The sequence below is a fragment of the Pantoea sp. Morm genome (assembly GCF_016643525.1).
Lineage (GTDB): Bacteria > Pseudomonadota > Gammaproteobacteria > Enterobacterales > Enterobacteriaceae > Pantoea > Pantoea dispersa.
Genome location: NZ_VOQX01000187.1, coordinates 1 through 3212, shown reverse-complemented (window position 1 = coordinate 3212; position 3212 = coordinate 1). Strand labels below are relative to the sequence as shown.

General features: G+C 60.5%; 2 protein-coding genes. Both read right to left on the bottom strand.

Annotated features, from left to right (window positions below; translation table 11 throughout):
• Positions 1-365 precede the first annotated feature (365 nt).
• Positions 366-1097 (bottom strand): plasmid SOS inhibition protein A, encoded by a 732-nt coding sequence (locus FT726_RS26545; protein ID WP_346303777.1) that lies wholly within the window; start codon positions 1095-1097, stop codon positions 366-368.
• A gap of 50 nt (positions 1098-1147) precedes the next feature.
• Positions 1148-3136 (bottom strand): ParB/RepB/Spo0J family partition protein, encoded by a 1989-nt coding sequence (locus FT726_RS26540; RefSeq protein ID WP_346303776.1) that lies wholly within the window; start codon positions 3134-3136, stop codon positions 1148-1150.
• Positions 3137-3212 lie beyond the last annotated feature (76 nt).

The following is a 3212-nucleotide window of genomic DNA, read 5'->3' as shown; positions in this document are numbered from 1 at the left end:
CATCAGACCCTAGCCGGCAGGCCCGAACCCCGGAGGGATTCGGCGGAGCTTACCGGCGCAGCCGGTTAGCGCAGTGGGGCTGACGACCCGGCAACGCCGGGGAGCCGGAGGGGGCCATCAGGCTGTTAATGTCGTTGACCTTCATGGACAGGAAACCGGAGAAGCAGCTGCAGCACAGCAGAACGGAGAGCAGCAGGAAGCAGAGAGAGAAGACCGCGAGACAGCGTCCCGGAGAGAGAAAGCGCAGGCGAAGGGTGAGAGACGGTGCGTCAGCACCGTCTTTTCCCGGCCCGCAGGGCCGCCCGCTTTTCAGACGCGGCCAGTGCAGGCAGCAAGCCGGACACGATGTGCCCGGCTCAACAGGATCAGGGTCGGCACGTCAGCAATACGGGCAGCGCGAACCGGTCAGTCATTCTGCTGAAGGCGCTCATTTCACCGGCCAGAATGCTGATGTCGAGCATCACGCGCCACAACGGTTGGTCATGCCACTCCCACGGATCGATATGCCTGCATGACACGAACCGCTTCAGCCAGGTCAGGACCAGTGACTGCAGATCGCTTTCACAGATGTCCCGGCCCTGCCAGTGAACGTACCAGCGCCCTGCCGTCAGCGGCGTATGAAACGCCAGCTCCAGCGCCGCCTGCGCCAGGTGATTTTGATAGCGTCTGCGCTTCTGTTCGCGCTCACGGCATTCCCGATTGTGTTCCCTGTTTTGACGGAGCGAGAGCCGTTTTTCCCGTCGCTCCGTGAAGCGGGCGGCGGTCAGAGGAAACAGCCTTGAGCCAGTATCCTGCGACAGCGGCGAGGGACAGCGCTCGCCGCGTGAGGCGATCAGCATATCGAGCGCGGCCAGGTACTCCCGCGCGGGTGGCGCGGTACGGTCGCCAGGTGAGTATTCCGGCATGACCTGGCGCAGCTGATCGGCCTTGATGGTGCGCGTACCGCAGTAATGGCGCATAAATGCGCTGGCGTAGGGGTGTGCACCGCGCGTTGCCCTGCCCTGCAGGCGCTTTTCAACCTCGGCGACGGCCAGGCTGACCGCAAGAGTATACGGGCAGGCGGGAACGAGCGATAAATGACGGGGGATCATGTTCATGGTTTTTCTCCTTGTCTTTAATGACCGCCCCGGAGGGCGGTCTGTCGCTGTCAGCCTTCGCTGCCCATGTCGCCTGCGCTGTCATTTTCTGCCGCAGGCCGCAGAGGTTTCATCCACGCGGGCACCCAGCGGGAGTCCTTCATGGCCTCTTCGGCAAACTCAGCCGCATCGCCTTTCTTCATTTTCTCTGCGTCGCTGGCGTTGCCCGTTTTACCTGCCTCCTTCAGTGCTCCGGCAATCTGCTCTTTACTGATCCGCTTAAAGAAACCTTCAGCGGTTGGCTGCCACCACTCCGCCAGGTCAAAGCTCAGCGCCGTTTCCAGCGTATCGAGATTGCTGGTCTGGCTGCGCCCATAGACGCGGTCCTGAAAGCAGCACACCGCCGTGGCGCTGCAGAATCCCTGCAGCTGCAGCACTTCGTCCGTGCTCCAGCCCATCAGCCAGCGGAAGTCCTGCGACCAGTTTTCAGGGAACTTTGCCTCCCACTGTGCCTTTTGCGCCTGAAGAAACTGCCAGGCTTTTGTCTCCTCCTTCGCAACCGTTGCGGCAACCAGCGCCGTGCTGTTATCCGTGAGGCTGATTTTCATTGGAGTCCCTTCATAACTTTTATGGCTGAAGGTGCTGCGGCAAAGTGTCCAGGTGAGCATGGCAAGCGCAATTTCCGGCTCGGTGCTCAGCGCCGCCTGTACGGCCAGCGAGCGCTCGCAGGACATCGAGCGGACCAGCGTCGCGGAGTAGTCTTCGGAAAGGGTCTGCAGATCGCCTTTGCTTTCGGGCTTTTCTTTTTTGGGCAAATCGGCCCGACGCTGAACCCCGCGCTGAATGAAGCAGCTGCCGCGCTCAAAGCAGATCATCGCTCCAACCTTATCCTTGTCCGCGCCCGCCCAGCTCCGCTTCAGGCCCGTTTCTTCCAGGGCGGCGATCTGCTTTCTCAGCGTCACGTCCAGCGCGTCATCTTCTGAAAGCTTCAGCTGTGCCCGCAGCTCGCTCAACTCGGTGTCTTCTTCCGGCGTCAGCTCCGGGCAGCGCTCCGGCAGCAGGTGATACGTTTTTGTCACCTCGCTGCTCCAGCTCTGTAAACGGCTGTCCATCCTGACCTCTGCCCAGGCAAATCCCTCCTCTTTTTGCACGGCGTCGGCAATTTGCTGCAATTTCTGCAGCGTCAGCTGCTCAACCAGCGCCGTATCGATATAACCCTCGTCCTCACTACTGAACAGGTCAGCACGAATGGAGCCGCCCGCCGCGAGATAGGCGTCTTTGCCAATGAAGGCGAACTTTGGAGAATGGCTGATTGCCGTCTCAGTGGAGGTGATCAGCTTGCGAATGATTTCAGCAGAGGCTTTGTAATACCCCGAGGCCTGCTCCCATACTTCCAGCTGGCGTTCATGCGTGTCGGCCAGCGCCAGCGCCTGACACTGCTCAAGCGTGATTTTATCAGCGGCCAGCTCGTCAAGAATGGCAGGAGCAAGGTCGATAAGCTTCAGGCAGCGCTGAACGTGGCGCGAGCTGTAGCCCATCAGGTCACCAATTTGTGCCGGCGTTTTGCCCTCGTCGGCCAGCGCCCGGAATCCGGCGATCTGCTCGGCGGGGTGCATATCCTCACGCTCGCCGTTTTCGACCATCGAGGCCGCGCGCGCCAGCTCCTCCGTGACGCGCTTGACCGGGATCAGCTGATCGGGCTGATACACGCCCTGTGACAGCAGCAGCTGCAGAGCGGTGAGACGGCGACCGCCGCAGGCTACGCCCAGCATCCCGTCAGCCATGTCATGCGCGATCAGGTTATGCAGCAGGCCGACATTTTTGATGGTGGCGGCAAGCGACTCAATGCGCGACTGTACGTAGACCCTGCTGCGCACATTGAGGGGGAAAACCACCAGTCGTGAAAGCGGGATCATCTCAATGTCGATTTTTTCCAGCGCCTGCTCGACCGCCGCCGCTGCAGCTTTGTCAGCCTTCGCGGGACGACGTGGTTTTTTGGTTTTTAAAGATGATGATTCTTTAGATTCTGAAGCCGTGGTGTTGACGTTCTGCTGTGACATGTTGTGTCTCCCGTGTGGTTTAAGTGATGTTTCTCTGAGTTCCTCGCCGTGAGGGCAGAACAGGCGACCGGGCATC